A 16,528-nucleotide genomic window follows, 5' to 3' on the forward strand; every position below is an offset into this window, starting at 1 on the left:
ATGCTCGATACCGTCAAAGCCAAATCACCGATTCAAGCGGCAGCACCTCATCCGCTCGATCCTCTGACAGCCGAAGAGATCACGGCCACCTGCACGCTGGTTCGTGCCGCCGCGACCTCGCCGGAGAACTGCCGCTTCCCGACCGTGCGGCTGGAGGAGCCGACCAAGCAGGAATTGGCCGCGGGCGGAGCAGGGCGCCGCGCCTTCGCATTGACGCTCGACGTGACGACGGGCGAGGCGATCGAGCACATCGTCGATCTCGCGCGCAATGAGATCCTCGCGCGCAAGGTCATTCCGAACCGCGAGGCGCCCTATGGGCAGCCGCCGGTGATGCTGGAAGAATTCTTCAAGTGCGAGGCCGTGGTGAAGGCCGATCCAGGCTGGCGCGCTGCGATGCACCGGCGCGGGTTGACCGACAAGGATATAGAGCTGGTCCAGGTTGATCCGTTCTCCTCGGGCTTCTTCGATTTCGAGTACGAGCGCGGCGCCCGCATCGTCCGTGCCGTCAGTTTTTTCCGCGAGCACATTCAGGATAACGGCTACGCCCATCCGATCGAGGGCGTGGTGGCCGTGGTCGACCTGATCGGTGGCAAGGTCATCGACCTCACAGACGCTGATCCGATCGTGCCGATCCCGCGCAAGAAGCGGAACTACGGCGCGCATGAAGTCAAAAACCCGCGCACCGACATCAAGCCGCTGCATATCGAGCAGCCGGAGGGCGCGAGTTTCAAGGTCGATGGCTGGAAGGTCGATTGGCAGAAATGGAGTTTTCGCGTCGGCTTCACGCCGCGCGAGGGCTTGGTGCTGCACCAGCTCGCCTACCAGGACGGCGTACGCAAGCGCTCGCTGATCCATCGCGCCAGCGTCACCGAGATGGTGGTGCCCTATGCCGATCCGACCGCCAACCATTTCTGGAAGTCGGCGTTCGATGCCGGCGAATACGGGCTCGGCATGCTCGCCAACGCGCTCGAGCTCGGCTGCGACTGCCTCGGCAACATCCATTATTTCGACGTGCCGGCCGCCGACAACAAGGGCGCGCCTTTCGTGATGCAGAACGCTATCTGCATGCATGAAGAGGACTACGGAATTGCCTGGAAACACTACGAATTCCGCAACGGGCTGTTCGAAGTCCGCCGCTCGCGGCGCCTCGTCATCTCGTTCTTCGCCACCGTCGGCAATTACGATTATGGCTTCTACTGGTACCTGTACCAGGACGGCACGATCCAGCTCGAGACCAAGCTCACCGGCATCATCCAGACCGCCGCCGTGCCATCCGGCGAGACGTACAAATGGGGCGGCATGGTCGACGACAATCTCGGCGGGCCGACGCACCAGCATTTCTTCAACGTGCGCCTGCACATGGACCTCGATGGCGGCGGCAATACCGTCACGCAGCACGATTTCGTGCCGAGGCCCTGGGGCGCGGATAATCCGCACGGCAACGCATTTGATACGACCACGCGCGTGCTATCGCGCGAGCGCGACGCGGCGGCGATCGCCAACGGTGAGACCGGACGGTTCTGGAAGATCAGCAATCCGAACGAGACCAACTCCGTCGGCAACGCGCCGGCCTACAAGCTGGTCGTCAATCCGAGCCCGCTGATGCTGGCGCAGGAGGGCAGCTACGTACGCAAGCGCGGCGGCTTTGCGACGAAGCACGTCTGGGTCACCGCTTTCGACAAGGACGAGAAATACGCCAGCGGCGATTATCCCAATGTCCATGCCGGCGGCGACGGCCTGCCGCGCTACGCCGCGCAGAACCGCAACATCGAGAATACTGATCTCGTGGTGTGGCACTCCTTCGGCCACACTCATGTCTGCAAGCCCGAGGATTTTCCGATCATGCCGGTCGAACATGCCGGCTTCATGCTGAAGCCGACCGGATTCTTTCCGGCCAATGCCGCCGGCGACATTCCGCCGGAGCGCAACAGCCGCAGCGTGCTGGCGGGCGACCCGACGGATGCTGCCGCCGGCGCGTGCTGCCACGCGGGTAAAGCTTAGACTCGTCGCGCGGCACAACGTTCGCAGCAGGCCGACCAGCGCTGGTTCGCTGGTCGCATGCGCTCGCGGTCGAATTGTCAGGGGAGTATTGCTGCCCCTTTCGAAGGGCCCGCGGCGCGACGGCTGGCCGCAGGTCGAAAGATCGCTTCCAATTCCTTTCGGGAGTGATACCATCCTAAAGTTGTATTTCTTTAGGAGATTTCCCATGACCCATGCACTCAATCTCACGCTGCCGATCAAGCAGGATGCCGAGACCCTGGCAAAGCTGCGGAACCTCGAGGCGATCTTCACTGATAAGGTTCAGCCCGCCATCGCGGCGGCGTTGAAGCAGTCCAGGATCGTTCATTTCGCACGGGTCGTCGTCATCGACGACAAGTACATCCAAGTCATCACCGAGTATGAGGGAACGCACCAGGAATACACGGAGTTTTTCCGACGAGCGCTCACTCCGATATTTGCCGAGATATTTTCCCTGGCAGATACGACTGGCCTGGACATCAACGATCCCAATGCGTTCTTCGAATTCTCGAAGAAACACAACGCACGCTCGCTGGGCACGGCCACCGACGGCTCAACCGACATCAGTGGTAACACATCCGGCTGGCTGTTCTCGGCTTACGACGGCATGACGGTCGCAAACATTCTGGCAAAGCTCGGGAAATAGCTTCCAGAGCGGATTTGCGCTTTCGGGATAGGCCGGCTTTGAGGTGCCTATCGGCTGACTGTTATTGCAGGACAGGCGCCATGGTGGATCTCGGCAATTTGCAGGCGATCGTCGCTCGAAGCTCGGCCAAGCCGCTACTTGCGGTTCTGTTGTTTAGGTTTGGCGACGCCGGCGGTGCCAGGTCCTTCTTGCAGCAATGGATACCGCGGGCGGCGGTGGGGGCGGGCCCGGACGCCGATGGTCCCGCGTTCCACTTCATGTTCAGTTGGAACGGCATCGCGACGTTGATGTCGGGTCGCCCCGACCTCGACGTCGCGCAGGGGCGGCAGCAGTTCGAGGTATCGTTCGTGGACCCGGCGCAGGCGCCGGATGGCGGCATTGCGACACAGCTTGGTTTCCTCGACGCCAGCGCTCCGGCCGGATGGTGGGACGGCAAGTTCAAGTCGAGCGATATCGATCTCGCCATCCACATCGGGTTCGATACGCCCGAGCAGAAAGCCGATTGCCTCGCGCAAGTGCGGCAGTCGGCGACCGGCCTCGGTGTCCGGGAATTGTCGCTCGACAGTTGGGACGACGGCGCGCTGTCCGGCTGTCGGCCGGCCGACGGCCGCCTGCATTTTGGCTATCGCGATGGAATCACCGCGCCGAATGTTGACTGGCAGGATGCGCCGGCTGCCAGGGCTTCCGACGCCGTCGATTGTCGCGAGATCGTCGTCGGCTATCCGAACAGCGATTTTCCCACTGCACCGTTCAAGCCCGGTCCATGGCAGGACTTCGCGCGCGATGGATCGTTCGTCGGCCTGTCGTGGCTTTATCAGGACGTCGCGGCCTTCAACAAATTCCTGAAGGCTAATGCACCGCAGGCGGCGCCGCATGTCGGCCCGGAACTGGCCGAAGAATGGATCGCGGCCAAGATGATGGGGCGCTGGCGACACGGGTCGCCGCTGTCACGTTTTCCGGATGCACCACCGTCGACCCCGCAATTGAACGATGCGTTCGGCTATGGCGACGATCCAGACGGCGTCAAATGCCCGCTCGGGGCTCACATTCGCATTGTCAATTGCCGCGATCATCCGCTGAAATTCGCCAACCAGATTCGTTTCCCCAAGGGGCCGCCGCGCGTCATACGCCGCGGATTTTCCTATGGTCCTCATCTGGAGGGCGCGGAGGACGACGGCAAGGACCGCGGCATCGTGGGGCTTTTCTACTTCGCCAGGATCAACGAGCAATTCTATACCATCCTGCGGTGGATGCATCAGACGGACTTTGCCGACGCCTACATGAGCCTTCCGAACGGAGCCAATGCGCAGGATGCCTTGACCGGAAACCGGGCAGATCCAAAGGCCGAGACCCGGTTCCAGGTTCCGCTCGCGGGGGACGCCTCCGTGACATTCCAGATGAAGCAATTTATCCGCTACAAGGGCGTCGCAGTGCTGTTTGCGCCGAGCGTTAAAGCGCTCAACACGATGATCGCCGCGCAAGGTTGAACAGACAAGCGGCGAATGTTCTCACTCTAGAAGCATTCCATATCCGACCGCTCGCAGAAATCAGCGACGCACATCGACGCGCATATGGGCGCATTGGTCGCACGATCTATTCCCCGGTCTCGATAGATTCTAACTCTGCGTCTCTCGCACTGAAGATGCCCCCGCGTTAGGGCGAGAGTCCAAAAATCATTCCGGCAAAGCCGGCAGTGCGTGGGGCCTCGATAGACGTGTCAGACTTCAAACTTCGTTCGCGCTCCAATGCGCGTGTTCGACAGCTTCAGGTGCTTTTCTTCGGCGCCGTCAGCATATTCGCTCTCTGCGTTCCCTTCGCGTCCTTGCAGGCGCAGACTCAAATTCCCACGGTCTCGGTGGAAGCGCCGGCGCAACGCGCCCGACCCGCGGCGGCGGCCTCGTCGCGGCGGTCCGCGACGACACGCGCTGCGCGCGCCAACCGGCGTTCTCCAGCGCAGCAAGCCATACCGACGCAATCGGCATCAGCGAATCGCGACACGGGTGAACGCGCCAATGGCCCGGTGCGCGGCTTCGTCGCGACGCGGAGCGGCACCGCCACCAAGACCGACACGCCGCTGATCGAAACGCCGCAGTCGGTGTCCGTCGTCACCACCGACCAGGTCAGGAACCAGGGCGCGGTCTCGATCGGCGAGGCCTTGCGCTACACCGCAGGCGTCAGCGGCGACGTCAATGGCGGCTCGGACACCCGCTTCGGCGCCCTCCAGATCCGCGGCTTCGACACGACGATGTCGGGCCTCTACGTCGACGGCCTCAGGATTCCATCCAGCAATTACGTGCATTTCAACGGCCTCGATCCCTACGGTGCCGAACGCCTGGAGGTTCTCAAGGGACCATCCTCGGCGATGTATGGCGGCAGCGGCACCGGCGGCATCCTCAACTACGTCACCAAGCTGCCGACCGCGCAGCAATTCGGCGAAGTCTCGATCTCCGGCGGCAGCTTCAACCGCTATCAGGGCCAGTTCGACATGGGCGGCCCCGCCAACAAGGAAGGCACCGTGCTGTGGCGCCTGACCGGCGTCGTCCGCGACGGCGAGACCCAGGTCGACTTCACCAAGGACAACCGCGTCTTCATCGCGCCCGCCGTCACGTTCAAGCCGAACGAGGACACCACCATCACGATCCTCGCCAACTACCAGAAGGACCGGGCAGGGTGGGGCCTCCAGTTCCTGCCGGCCTCGGGCACGGTATGGCCGAACAACGGCCGCACCATCCCGGTCTCGTTCTTCGCGGGCGTGCCGAGCTTCAACGCGTTCAACACCGAGATCGCGACCGCCGGCTACCAGCTCTCGCACAATTTCACCGACAACATCACGTTCCGGCAGAACCTGCGCTACGCCTATCAGCACAACGAGGAAAAGGTGTTTTACGGCGGAGGCTACACCAACGAGGCCGCGGGGCAGCTCGCGCGTTTCGGCAGCTACAGCAACTCCTACATCAATTCCTTCGCGGTGGATAATCAGCTCCAGGGCAAGTTCACCACCGGCATCCTCGGCCACACCACGCTGGTCGGGATCGACTATCGCAACACGTCGTTCCGCGACACCGCCTTTGGCGTCACGACGTCGGCCCCCGAGATCAACGTCTTCAACCCGGTCTACAGCAACGACTGGACCATCGGTGCCATGAGCGACAACACCGGTGTCAGGCAGTCGCAGGTCGGCCTCTATGCGCAGGATCAGATCAAGCTCGGCCGGCTGTCGTTCCAGCTCGGCGGCCGCCAGGATTTCGTGACGACGCAGGTCGACAGCAATCTCCCCACCTCCAATAAGTCGGTCGCGAAAGACGCCTCGGCCTTCACCGGCCGCGCCGCCGTGATGTACAATTTCGACAACGGGGTTGCACCCTATTTCAGCTATTCCGAGTCGTTCCTGCCGGTGCTCGCGACCGGTCGGTCCGGACAGATGCTCAATCCCGAAACCGGCGTCCAGTACGAGGTCGGCGTCAAGTACCAACCGATCGGCTGGAATGCACTGTTCACCTTCGCCGCCTTCGACCTGACGCGCGACAACGTCGTCACGTTCGCACCTCCGCTCAACTTTGCCGAACAGACAGGTCAGGTGAAATCCCGCGGCATCGAGCTCGAAGGCACGATGTCGCTCGCCGACGGCTGGAACCTGCGCGCCGCCTATGCCTATGTCGATGCCATGCTCACGCAGGATCCGGTGAACGTCGGCAAGGCGCCGGTCACCGTGCCGCTCAACCGCGCCTCGCTGTGGAGCGACTACACGCTCCAGAACGGGCCGCTGGCGGGCCTGCAGCTCGGCGGCGGCATCCGTTATGTCGGCGCGACCTGGGGCGACGACGCCAACACGTTCAAGGTGGGATCGTCCACCGTGCTGGACGCGCTGCTCGCCTATAGCAGGGACAATTGGCGCCTGTCGCTGAACGTCACCAACCTCGCCGACACACGCTATGTCGCCGCCTGCTACAGCCTGTCCGGCTGCTTCTATGCGGAGGGACGGAAGGCTATCGGCAAGCTGACCTACCGTTGGTGAGTTCGATGTGAGGACGGTCCGGCGATGGCAGCCGGACCCGCTTGATGAGAGTCGAGACGATGAGAGCGATATTCGGCAGGCTGCATCGCTGGGCGGGACTGCTCACGGCCGGATTCCTGTTCTTCTCCGGCATCACCGGCGCGATCATCTCCTGGGATCATGAGATCGACGAGGTGCTGAATCACCACCTGTTCGATGTCACCAGCAAAGGCCCGGCGATTCCCTCGATCGAGCTCGCGAAGATGATCGAGCAGCGCGATCCGCGCGCCCGCGTCGTCTACCTCTTCATGACGCCGGAGGAGGGGCACTCGCTGTGGTTCTTCGTGATGCCGCGGATCGATCCGGCGACGGGAAAACGCTTCGCGATCGACTACAACCAGATCTTCCTCGATCCCAACACCGGCGTCGAGCTCGGCCGGCGCTATTGGGGTGCGGTGTGGCCGGTGACGCGCGAGAACCTCGTCTCGTTCCTCTACAAGCTCCACTACACCATGCACATTCCGGAATTCTGGGGCAGCGATCGCTGGGGCATGCGCCTGCTCGGCGTGATCGCCATCATCTGGACCATCGATTGCTTCGTCGGCTTCTATCTGACGCTGCCCTCGCGACGGCGCGCCAAGGCCGCGCGGGCGCCCCAGGTCGCGCGCCAGCTCGAACGCGGCTTCTGGGCGCGCTGGGCGCCGGCCTGGACCATCAAGGCATCGGGCAGCGCCTACCGGATCAATTTCGACATCCATCGCGCCTTCAGCCTGTGGACCTGGGGCGTGCTGTTCATCATCGCCTTCACGGCGTTCTCGCTGAACCTCTATTTCGAGGTGTTCTCGCCGATGATGAAGATGGTGTCGAACTACACGCCGACGCCCTATGAGCAGCGGCCCTATCGCAATCTCGACGATCCCATCGAGCCAAAGGTCACCTTCGCCGACATCGCTGCGCGCGCGGCGGCTGACGGCAAGGGGCGAGGGTGGACCGTCCCGGTCGGCTCGATCAATTACGGCCCGGCCCATGGGGTCTACGCGGCCGCCTACTTCCATCCCGGCGACGATCACGGCGCCGGCGGCGTCGGGCCGGCGCAGCTCTATTACGACAGCGAAGACGGCCGCCCGATCGGCGAGCGGCTGCCCTGGGTCGGCACCGCCGCCGACATCTTCGTGCAGGCGCAATTCCCGCTGCATTCGGGCCGCATCGTTGGCCTCTTTGGGCGAATCCTGATTTCGATCATGGGCCTCGTGGTGGCAGCACTGTCGGTCACCGGCGTCGTGATCTGGTGGCGCAAGCGCCGCGCCCGCGTCCGGGTGCGCGAGACCGCGGCAATGCGCCTGAGCCGGCAGCAGCTCACGCCGGCAGAGTAGAGGCACGCAGCGGCGCCGCTTCGAGCCTATTGCCAATTCAAATAAAAGTTGTAGCGCACCAGGGCTTTCCGTAAGGTTGCGGGGGTGAGCGCTGCCGGGCAGCGCAGGTGATCATTCGCCGGGAGCGCATAATGACCACACCTTGCCCCTTTGACTCCACTCAATTGACGTTCGAGGGATCGCCGATCGATCAGGCGCGCTGCCTGCTTCGCACCGTCAAGCGCGCCGGCAATGTCGACGAAGCCAAAGCCAATCTGCCGCCGGTCCTGTCCGGCCTGCTCGCCAATCCTGCCACTCTGGGGGTGACCAAGGCGCAGGTGAGATCGTTCCTCCAGACACGCGGGATTGCCGAGAGCACCGTCGGCGGCTCGGTGATGGATCGCGTCTGCCACGCGAACGACGACAATCCGGCCGCACCGCTCGCGCGCTATTTCGTCATTCATGACACCAGCTTCAAACTGGACCCCGGAGAGGATTTCGATCCGGCCTTCATCAACACGGCCGCCTGGTCCGGCAACAAGCTTTCAGGTCTTGCTGACGGCAAGACGCACATCTACATCACGCGTCTTGGCGAGACACTGACGGACCGGGACTACGGTACGCCATGGCGCGCGACCCGGTTCGAAAAGCCCAGTGTCCGTTTCAAAGGCTTGTTCCTGCATCACGAGCTGGTGCAGCCGCGCATGGGCCCCGGCCCGAGCGACGTGGACTCGCCCCAACCCGGCTTTACGCCCGTCCAATATGCAAGGCTCGCGCTGCAATATGTCATCGCCGGTGTCCGGCGCGGCGCATGGATGGTCCCGGTCTTCCATTGCGTGCTGGACCTGGGTGTTGGCGACCACGACGACCCCCAACATTTCGACCTCGCGGCCTGGGACGCGGCGCTGCAGACGGCCCTCGCCAACGTCCGCACCGAACAGCCCGAGCCCGCGGTTTCCGCCGTAGCAACGAGCATGGCGCCGCCGCCGCCGGCCGCGAGTGCCACGCGGGCGCGACGGGCCAAGCCGCGCAAAGCCGGGCGAGCCAAGATGGCGAAGAAGGCGAAGAAGGCGACGCCTCGCAAGACGGCTGCAGGCTCGGCCAAGCGGGCGTCAGCCAGGAAGACTTCAGCGAAAAAGAAGTCCGCGAAAAAGGCGCCTTCAAAACGGCGGAGCAAGGCATCGGCGCGGAAGGGAGCCAAGAAGAGCAAAAGCAAGAAAAGCAAAAAGCGCGCGTGATCGCCCAAGACAATCAAGCAAAGCTCGGGGGTAGCATATGGCCAGATGTCCTTTCGCGCGATGGATGCCGTTGCCGTGGAGCGCGGGTCAATACACCGCCGGACCGTTCAGGATTATCCATCACACCACCGAAGGATCGACTGCGGCGGGCGCGTTCGCGACCTATCAGGACAACGGGCACGACATCCCGCACTTCACTGTCGATGACCAGTTCATCTACCAGCATCTCGACACCGAGGTCGCGGCAAGAGCATTGGCTCACCCGCCTGGGACGGTCGAGACCAACCGGTTCTCCGCGATCCAGTTCGAGCTGGTCGGCTTCGCCGGCAGACCCAAGAGCCAGGCCAGCCTGACGAATGTCGGCCGGCTGTGCCGATGGATCGAAAGCACACACAATGTGCCGGGTGACTGGCCGAACGGTTATCCCAATCCGCCCGATCGCGGCCACGATCCCGGCCATCACAACCGCAACGAACAGAACTGGCGGACGCGCGGCGGCCATTACGGGCACTGCCACGTTCCCGCGAACTCACATTGGGATCCCGCATATACCGCGGCCGAGCTCCAGATCGTGATGTCGGTGCCTGCGGCCGACGCCGCGCACCAGATCGTCGCGGAGACAGCGGAGCTGCCCGAGATGGCCGCGCGCGCCGATCTTGCAAAGCCGAAACGGGGAGGGCGCGCCAAAAAGGCAAAGGCAGCCAGGAAGGCCAAAGCCGTCAAGAAGCGCAAGGCAGCTCCGAAGCGAGCCAGGAAGCGCAGTCAAAGGGCTCGGTGACCCCGAGCCAAAGTCAAACCGCTCGGGTCGTGTCTCGATTTATGCCGCGCCCGCGGCGGCAGGCGGCGCCGTGCGGCCCATGAACCTTCCCGCCCGGCACCGGCACAAAGACTGGAGATTGCTCTTAAGTCCGTGGATACTGAATGAGATCGCTTGCGTTGCTCTGCCTGCTCGTCTTCGCAACGCCCGCACACGCGGCCGCCCCCGAGCAGCACTATCTCGATTTGCGCGATCGCTACATCGCAAAATTCTCCAAAGCCAAGGAGAATGACGAGACCTATAAGCAGCATGACGCGGCGCTCAAGGAGCTGACAGGCGCGCTGCGCGGTCTGGTGGGCGCGGTCTCGATCAAGGGATTGCCGGCGGAAGGCAAGTCGAACGCCGACACGCTGTTCAAGGGCGACTCGGGCTTCGGCCATCTCGACGGTCTGGGCTTTGCCTCCGAAGGCGACAAGATGCAGGCCGTGGTGACCACCACAGGTCTGCTCAAGCACTGGCTGCACGAGCATCGCGAGGACGGCATGCCGCAGGAGATCGCCGCGGCCTTCAAGTCGGACCGCTTCTACTATCAAGCGATCCAGGACTCAGCCTTCGCCAAATATGCCGAGCTGCCGATCACCAAGCCCGCATCCGCGAGTGCCGCGGTCGCTGTGCTCGGCGTCCGCGGCAACGGCGACCTGAAGGGCGCGCCGCACGAAATCGACCTCGTCGCGATTCAGGGCGACAAGGTCTACTTCCTCGCCGCAACCGACGCCGTGAAGACGGCTGAGATCCCGGCCTGCGAAAAAGTCTGGAAGCAGATGATGGCCAGGAAGATTCCAGAGGACGCCATGGCCAAGGAAGACCATGCCATGGACGCCTACACCAAATGTTTCGCCAAGGAAGCGCCCAGCCAGAGCTGGTACGCGACGGCGGTGAAGAGGGCGCAGAGCCAGTTGGAGATGCTACTGGCGCATTAATTGCGCAGCTTGCTCCAGACTCCGCACCTCATCCTGAGGAGCCCGCAAAGCGCGTCTCGAAGGATAGCCACACAGCGAGAGGCGGGCCTTCATGGTTCGCCCGGCGATGCAAAGGATCGTCCGGAGAGCGCGTGCCGCGCTCCTCACCATGAGGGTCCTGCAACGCCATCAGGCTAGCTCTTGCTGCCCCCCAAATTCCACCCGCGGCCGCCCTCGCCAAAAATCTCATATCCCGTCGCCGTCACCGCGACCGTGTCCTCGAGCTTGATGAAGCCGCGCTTCGGATGCTTCATCGTGGTCTCGATCGAGACCACCATGCCGGGTTGAAGCGGCAGGCGGGCGTCGGTGTCGTCGTAGGGGACCGGGCCCTTGGCGGTCAGGCGAGGGGCCTCGTGGCTGACGAGACCCATGCCGTGGGCCAGAAAATCCGTGCAGTCGCGCTGCGTGATCCGGGCAAGCTGCCGCTCGGCCGCGACGTAGATGTCGCCGCCCATGGCGCCCGGCCGGACCGCGGCGAAGGCGGCACGCTGCACGGCCTCGATCTCGGCCAGACAGTCTTTCAGTTCCGCATCGGGCTCGCCCAGCACGGCCATGCGGGCGAGGTCGCCGATATAGCCGTGATAATTGCCACCGGAATCGAGCGACAGCACGTCTCCTTGCTCCCAGCGCTGCGATGACGGCGCCCTGTTGTGGCTGCTGCCGCAGGCGAGCAGGCAGTATTCGAAGGTCAGGCCGCGATTGGCCTCGGCGACGCGCAGTGCATCGCTCAATTGCTGCTTGGTCGTGCCCGGGCCGTGCGCGGCGATCACCTCCAGCATCGACGCAATCACCAGTTCGGATGCAGTCTTGAGCTTGGCCAGTTCATCTGGCGATTTGACCGCGCGAAGCCGCTCCAGCACCAGCAGCGCGTCCTTGAGCTCGGCGCCGGGCAGGGCGTCACTGAGCGCCCGGCCCGCATCCATCGGCAGGAACGCCATCTCGACCCCGACCCGCTTCAAGGGCACGCCGGCATCCCGGATCAGGCCCACGGCCCGCGTCACCGCATCCACCGAGCCGTTGGACTCGGTCCGGACCTGCGGTACCCACGGCGGAGCCACGGCGCGTTGATGGGTCTCCAGACGATGACCGATATAGACCGCCTTATCAGGTACGCCCTTGGGATAGACCAGCACCGGCAAATAGCGGCTGACGCCCATCGCGTCCATGTAGTCGAAGAAGATCGCGCGCTCCGCGCCCAGCAGGTACTGCACATTGTGCTTGGAGGTCACGACCAGCACATCGAGGCCGGCGGCCTCCATAAGACGGTCGAGCTTGGCGGCGTCGAACGGAATGGCGCGCGAGGTGGTCGCGCGGGCGACGTTCTCCTGCATGACGGGCTCCCTTGACGGGCGGTTGGGACCGCCTTGTATCGTTGACCTCTTCAGGACTGCGACGCCTAGTCTAGCACAACCTCCATTCGCGCGCCCCAACCGAACCACTCAATGAAAAATGGAACCAGGACTGCGAGCGTCTCCAGCTAGGGTCCACGCCTGAGGTCCTCGGTCGCGCGCCGAAGAATATCGTGAAGCCAGTCATGCGCCGGCTCGCCCTCGATACGTTCGTGCCACAACAGCCGGACCTCTACCGAGGTTGTGGCGTAAGGCAGTTCATACGTCGTGACGGCATGCGCGCGTTCGAACGCCCGCGCCAATGGACGCGGAACGATGGCCGCCAATTCGGAGTCCGCGAGCAGGGCGGGCAGGGCAAGGAAATGCGGGAGCGAAACAGCTATGCGCGGCGGCCGGTCGCTTTCGGACAGCGCCCGTTCGAGCGCCGCGCGGTCATACATTTCCGATCGCCTGGCGAGGCCGCGCTCGGAGATGAAGCCTCCGATCGCTCCCTCCTGCTCGCCGCCGAAGGAGACAACGACCAGCGGCATGCGCGCCAGAGCCGCGTTATCGATCCGCCCGAGCTTGCGCTTTCCGCCCACGATCAGCACATCGTCATATTCGAACAGCAGCGAGGTCCGGAAGCGGCTCGGCGGATCCGAGAAGACACCGATCGCAACGTCGATGCGACCAAGGTCGATCTGCTCGGCAAGGTCGATCCGTGTCACCGGCTTGATGATCAGGTCGATCGCCGGCGCCTCAAGCCCAAGTATCTTCAGGAGCGGTGACGCCAGCACCATCGTGGTGAAGTCGTTGGCGGCCAAGGTGAACTGTCTGGTCGAGGCCGCCGGAACGAAGCGCGGCTGCTCGACCGCCGCCTCGAGAGATCGCAGGGCTTCGCGAACCTGCGGCGCCATCGTCAACGCACGCGCGGTCGGCTGCATTCCGGTCGCCGTGCGCACGAACAAATCGTCTTCCAGCATCTCGCGGAGCCGGGCGAGCGAATGGCTCACGGCGGATTGACTGAGGGCAACCCTCTGGCTGGCCCGCAGCACGCTGCGCTCCTCCATGACGGCGTCGAAGACCTTGAGCAGGTTCAGGTCCAGGGTCTTGAAGGAAACAGCCACGTGCAGGACACCGTCACAGGCGGATCGCGCGCCCGTTGCGTACCTGCGATCTTTCCCAGTTAAGGCCATGCGCGCAGCCGACGCAACCGAGCAGGGCGCCCGGACCGCGACGCCCGGCCGTTCGCGCCACCAATCTGAAGGCGGTTCAGGATCACTCTGCAAGAGTTTCACTTCCGCATTCGCGCGATCCCGTCATGATCCCGGCGCCGAATTTGGAGGAGACAGGCAATGAAACCCTGCGGGATGTCGATCGGAGCTTTCGGACTAGCACTGGCGCTGTTCACGGCGCCGGCCATTGCGCAGCATGGTCCGGTCAAGCTCGGCGTTCTCACCGACATGTCCTCGCTCTACGCCGACAATGGCGGCCAGGGCTCGGTGGTTGCGGCGCAAATGGCGGTCGACGATTTTGGTGGTCAGGTGCTGGGGCGCGGTATCCAGATCGTCGCGGGAGACCACCAGAACAAGGCCGATGTGGGAGCGACCATCGCCCGGCGATGGCTCGAAAATGAAAACGTCGAGGTGATCCTCGACGTGCCCAATTCTGCGGTCGCGCTGGCGGTGCAGGGCATCACACGGGACAAGAAGAAACTGTTCCTCGCCACCGGCGCCGCCACGTCGCGCCTCACTGGCGACGAATGCTCGCCGACCGGCATTCACTGGACCTACGATACCTATGCGCTGTCGCAGGGAACGACGCGGGCGATATCGCGTCTCGGCGCAAGCTCCTGGTACTTTATCTCGGTCGATTATTCCCTCGGTGCGCAGCTCGAGGCCGATAGCCGCAAGGTCATCGACGCCTCGGGCGGCAAGGTGATCGGCGCGGTGAAGCATCCACTCAATACGCCCGATTTTTCGTCCTTCCTGCTCCAGGCACAGTCCTCGAAGGCGGACGTGATCGCGCTCGCCGACACCGGCGGCGACTTCATCAACGCCGTCAAGCAGGCCGGTGAATTCGGCATCACGCAGCGGCAGAAGCTTGTCGGGCTGCTCGTCTTCATTGCCGACATTCACAGCCTCGGGCTCCAGAGCGCCCAGGGCTTGATGCTGAGCTCGGCATTCTATTGGGACCAGAACGAGGACACGCGGGCGTGGTCGAAGCGCTTCATCGCCAAGACCCAGAAGGTCCCGACCATGATCCACGCCGGCACCTATGGCGCGGTGATGCACTATCTTAGGGCGGTTCAGGCGGCCGGCACACTGGATGGGCCGACCATAGCCGCCAAGATGCGCGACATGCCCGTGAACGATTTCATGACGAAAAATGGCCGGATCCGCGAGGACGGCCGGCTGGTCCGCGACATGTATCTTTTTCGCGTCAAGTCGCCCGAGCAGTCCAAATACAAATTCGACTATTACGAGCTGCTGGCGACGATTCCGGGAGAGGAAGCTTTCCGGCCGATGGAGCAAGGCGGATGTCCGCTCCTGAAGCAGCCATGATCGGCGAGGGCACGGCCGTGCAGAACGGGATCGACGAGATCATCGCAGGCCGCTTTGCATGCCGCGACTTCTCGGGCGCGCCGCTCGGGCGAGGGACCATCGAGCAGATTCTGCGCGTGGCACGGTTTGCGCCAAGCGGTGCCAATATCCAGCCCTGGCACGTCTACGTGCTGGCCGGCGATGCCAAAGACAGGGTGTCGGCGGCGCTGCGCGAGGCGCACGAAACGGCCCGCGACGCGCATAGGTCGGAATACAGCTACTACGCCAACGACCTGCCCGAACCCTATTTGCAGAGACGACAGGAGTTCGGCCGATTGTTCTACGGCTCGCTCGGCATCGCCCAAACCGATATCGAAGCCAGGAGCGGACAAACCGCCAAGAACTATGCGTTCTTCGGCGCACCCGTCGGGCTGATCGTCACGATCGACCGGCGCCTTGAAGTCGGCAGCTGGCTCGACCTCGGCATGTTCGTCCAGAACGTGCTGCTGGCTGCGGCGGGCCATGGGCTTCAGTCCTGTCCGCAGGAAACGTTCTCCAGATATCACCGGATCCTGCGCCCGCTGCTGTCGATCCCGGCGGAGCAAATGGTGGTGTGCGGCATCTCGATCGGCCGCGCCAGGGACCTCGCCAAGGGCAGGCTGATGCCGCGCGCCGACGTCGCGGAATTCGCGTCTTTCGCAGGCTTCGAAGAACAAAGTGCAACCCAAATGGAAAGGACAAGGCCATGGGAAGCCGAGACGAACTGATTCAGTGCAGCATTCCGTTTCTGCGCGAGGTCAAGGACATGACGCCCGGCGCGGAGATGGAGCGGTGGCTCAATCAAAAATACGGCGAGGGCAGCCAGCTCTACCAGGACCTGGCACGCCTGATTAAGCTCGGGGTCGCGGAAGGCTGGGCGGCGAACCAGGAGGTCGAAGGTCCGAACTACCGGCGCAGCCGCATCCTTGAGCCGATGCCCGAAACGTTCCAGTTCAGCATCACGGCCGTCTACATGAACAGCACCGATCCACGCCGCTTCAAGGACGAGGACGACGATGACGTGCTCCGCGGCCAATATCACGGTCACCCATATGGGGAACTGAACCTGGTCGTGCCGCTGGACAAGGGCGCCGAGCTCAAGGGGCTGCAGGGCTGGCAAGGGCCCGGCTGGACCGCGCCCGATCCCGGCAGCCGGCACTATCCCGAGGTCCGCGGCGGCGCCGTCATCGCTCTGTTCTATCTGCCCGCCGGACGCATCTCCTACGACTTCGCCGCGCCGTCCTGACTGCCGGCCGGACCATCCCGGGTGACGTCGTGCGCGAGCGTCACCCGTTCAGCAGAATGCACAGCTGAAGTCCGCACGACGGCGATGCGTCGCGACGCCACGGCCTGCAAGGCGGCTCACCATGAACGGTGGGGAGGGATTTCGGCGACCGTGCGCCAAGCGGGCCCCAGCCCGGACCGCCATATCCATAATTCGCATAAGGTATATTATGGAATATATTTATGTACAATTAGATCAGATATTTAGATCGAATTCCTGACACCGCGCCTTCGCTTGCCGTCCGTTTTCGATCTGGGCCGCGACCGACCTCTCGGCTCTTGACGGCTACTGTGCATGGGGTTGTTTTT

General features: G+C 63.5%; 13 protein-coding genes. 11 read left to right on the top strand and 2 right to left on the bottom strand.

Annotation, left to right across the window (positions count from 1 at the left end; all coding sequences use genetic code 11):
* The 8 genes from AC5ZFO_RS32785 to AC5ZFO_RS32820 all read left to right on the top strand — a co-directional run bounded on the left by AC5ZFO_RS32785 (position 1) and on the right by AC5ZFO_RS32820 (position 10,986).
* On the top strand, positions 1-2,001 hold the full coding sequence (locus tag AC5ZFO_RS32785) for a primary-amine oxidase (RefSeq protein WP_496123019.1): 2,001 nt from the start codon (positions 1-3) through the stop codon (positions 1,999-2,001).
* Between the two features lie 205 nt (positions 2,002-2,206).
* The gene (locus AC5ZFO_RS32790; RefSeq protein WP_282519213.1) at positions 2,207-2,665 is read left to right on the top strand and encodes a hypothetical protein; all 459 of its coding nucleotides are present in this window, start codon (positions 2,207-2,209) and stop codon (positions 2,663-2,665) included.
* An 80-nt stretch (positions 2,666-2,745) separates the two neighbouring features.
* Positions 2,746-4,152: a hypothetical protein gene (locus AC5ZFO_RS32795; RefSeq protein ID WP_282519212.1), complete on the top strand. Its 1,407-nt coding sequence runs from the start codon at positions 2,746-2,748 to the stop codon at positions 4,150-4,152.
* A gap of 533 nt (positions 4,153-4,685) precedes the next feature.
* Positions 4,686-6,680, top strand: a complete 1,995-nt coding sequence (locus AC5ZFO_RS32800; protein ID WP_496123026.1) for a TonB-dependent siderophore receptor — start codon at positions 4,686-4,688, stop codon at positions 6,678-6,680.
* Between the two features lie 59 nt (positions 6,681-6,739).
* Positions 6,740-8,032: a siderophore utilization protein FsrB gene (gene fsrB / locus AC5ZFO_RS32805; protein ID WP_282519211.1), complete on the top strand. Its 1,293-nt coding sequence runs from the start codon at positions 6,740-6,742 to the stop codon at positions 8,030-8,032.
* A gap of 131 nt (positions 8,033-8,163) precedes the next feature.
* Positions 8,164-9,249, top strand: a complete 1,086-nt coding sequence (locus tag AC5ZFO_RS32810) for a hypothetical protein (protein WP_282519210.1) — start codon at positions 8,164-8,166, stop codon at positions 9,247-9,249.
* A gap of 37 nt (positions 9,250-9,286) precedes the next feature.
* The gene (locus tag AC5ZFO_RS32815; protein WP_282519209.1) at positions 9,287-10,027 is read left to right on the top strand and encodes a peptidoglycan recognition protein family protein; all 741 of its coding nucleotides are present in this window, start codon (positions 9,287-9,289) and stop codon (positions 10,025-10,027) included.
* Between the two features lie 143 nt (positions 10,028-10,170).
* Positions 10,171-10,986 (top strand): hypothetical protein, encoded by an 816-nt coding sequence (locus tag AC5ZFO_RS32820; RefSeq protein ID WP_282519208.1) that lies wholly within the window; start codon positions 10,171-10,173, stop codon positions 10,984-10,986.
* Between the two features lie 173 nt (positions 10,987-11,159).
* On the opposite strand, the gene AC5ZFO_RS32825 is transcribed toward AC5ZFO_RS32820, so the two are convergent.
* Together AC5ZFO_RS32825 and AC5ZFO_RS32830 are read right to left on the bottom strand one after the other, a co-directional pair.
* Complete coding sequence (locus AC5ZFO_RS32825; RefSeq protein ID WP_282519207.1) at positions 11,160-12,356, bottom strand: M24 family metallopeptidase; 1,197 nt, start codon at positions 12,354-12,356, stop codon at positions 11,160-11,162.
* A 146-nt stretch (positions 12,357-12,502) separates the two neighbouring features.
* Positions 12,503-13,480, bottom strand: a complete 978-nt coding sequence (locus tag AC5ZFO_RS32830; protein WP_282519206.1) for a LysR family transcriptional regulator — start codon at positions 13,478-13,480, stop codon at positions 12,503-12,505.
* Positions 13,481-13,708: 228 nt separating this feature from the next.
* On the opposite strand from AC5ZFO_RS32830, the gene AC5ZFO_RS32835 reads away from it, so the two are divergent.
* From AC5ZFO_RS32835 to AC5ZFO_RS32845, 3 genes are read left to right on the top strand one after another with little or no spacing between them, the layout of a single operon-like run.
* The gene (locus AC5ZFO_RS32835) at positions 13,709-14,917 is read left to right on the top strand and encodes an ABC transporter substrate-binding protein (RefSeq protein ID WP_282519205.1); all 1,209 of its coding nucleotides are present in this window, start codon (positions 13,709-13,711) and stop codon (positions 14,915-14,917) included.
* Positions 14,893-15,663 (top strand): nitroreductase, encoded by a 771-nt coding sequence (locus AC5ZFO_RS32840; protein WP_282519204.1) that lies wholly within the window; start codon positions 14,893-14,895, stop codon positions 15,661-15,663. Before AC5ZFO_RS32835 ends, AC5ZFO_RS32840 begins: the two co-directional genes overlap by 25 nt.
* The gene (locus tag AC5ZFO_RS32845) at positions 15,642-16,181 is read left to right on the top strand and encodes a 4-hydroxylaminobenzoate lyase (protein ID WP_282519203.1); all 540 of its coding nucleotides are present in this window, start codon (positions 15,642-15,644) and stop codon (positions 16,179-16,181) included. Before AC5ZFO_RS32840 ends, AC5ZFO_RS32845 begins: the two co-directional genes overlap by 22 nt.
* Positions 16,182-16,528 lie beyond the last annotated feature (347 nt).

The sequence above is a fragment of the Bradyrhizobium sp. Unk1 genome (assembly GCF_059512345.1).